The organism is Periweissella beninensis (genome assembly GCF_016908275.1).
GTDB classification, from domain to species: Bacteria; Bacillota; Bacilli; order Lactobacillales; family Lactobacillaceae; genus Periweissella; species Periweissella beninensis.
On sequence record NZ_JAFBDN010000062.1, the window covers coordinates 1 to 1,236 of the forward strand.

General features: G+C 37.7%; 1 protein-coding gene. It reads right to left on the reverse strand.

Annotated elements, in window-relative coordinates:
- Window positions 1–85: 85 nt before the first annotated feature.
- Window positions 86–1,117: an IS30 family transposase gene (locus JOC59_RS09290; protein WP_205144460.1), complete on the reverse strand. Its 1,032-nt coding sequence runs from the start codon at window positions 1,115–1,117 to the stop codon at window positions 86–88.
- Window positions 1,118–1,236: the final 119 nt, after the last annotated feature.

Below are 1,236 nucleotides of genomic sequence, written 5' to 3' on the forward strand. Positions count from 1 at the left end.
CGAAAATTTCAATAACAAGTTAGCCACTTGGACAAAATAAATTGAATCCAAGTGATATCAGTATTTGAAGTTTATAAATATGTCTTTAAGCGCCACAGGAACTAGCAAAGAGTTCTTGTGGCGTTTTATAGTTCAATAACTTTCTAGGCATATTGTTGAGCTTAAATCCTATGTCTCTTATTACTTTTGGGCTGACTGTATCCAGTGACAGCCCTTTGGGCAAGTCACGACGTATCATTCGATTATGTACTTCATTTGTTCCACGTTCACAAGATGTATATGGGTGTGTGAAGTAAACATCCGCAACGCCAGCCATATCAGATGATAGATTAGAGAACTCAGGACCATTGTCTGCAGTGATTGAATTGATAAGATCACCATAGTTCTTTATGATCTCTTTCATAGCATAATCTACAGAGTCGGCATCTCTACCGTCAATAAGTCTCATTATTTCAAAGCGTGTCTTACGCTCTATGAGCGTTAAGACGACACTCTCATGGCCATTTCTTTTGCCCACAATCGTGTCTATCTCAAAGTCCCCAAAGGATTCTCTGCTATCAACACTTTTAGGGCGTTTCTCAATACTACGACCAAGTAGACGCTTATGCTTTTTTGAAGTATGTTGCTTAGTCGGTCTAGTTGACTTTTCTACCAGATCAATATTCCGGATTTCAAGTCGTTGTTCATCAATATATTTGTAAAGTGTAGTAGTACAAACCATTTCATCTACTAAGAATAATTCTTCGTTCTTAGCTCGTCCAACGGCCGTATCAGGTGACCATCCATTATCTATGAACTGGCTTACAAAGAAGCCTAAAAAGGCTGTGACTTGGTCGAATTTAGAAGGACGATGGCAAAGCTTACGGTTCTTTACATACTTTTGATGTGCAGTGTCAGGAAAGTAGCAATTCAAGTGTTGAACTTTACCATTAACTTTCTTGATCTGCTCAACAGTACCTCTGTTAATTTCATTATTAATAGTCTGAGGTGAAACGCCGATAGCTTTAGCTATCTGGCGATTCGAGTAGCCAATTGAATGAAAGGAAGCAATCTTTCCACGTTCAATTTCAGTTAAATGATGTCCTTTAGGACGATTTATGATATTCTGTTCTAGCACCAAGACGAAAAACCTCTTTCATTGTTTGTGTGAGAACTCCAATGATACCTGATTTTTAAGTCTTGGTGTTTTTATTTTGTCATTTTTCTAAAGTGGCTAACTTGATTATAAAATTCGCC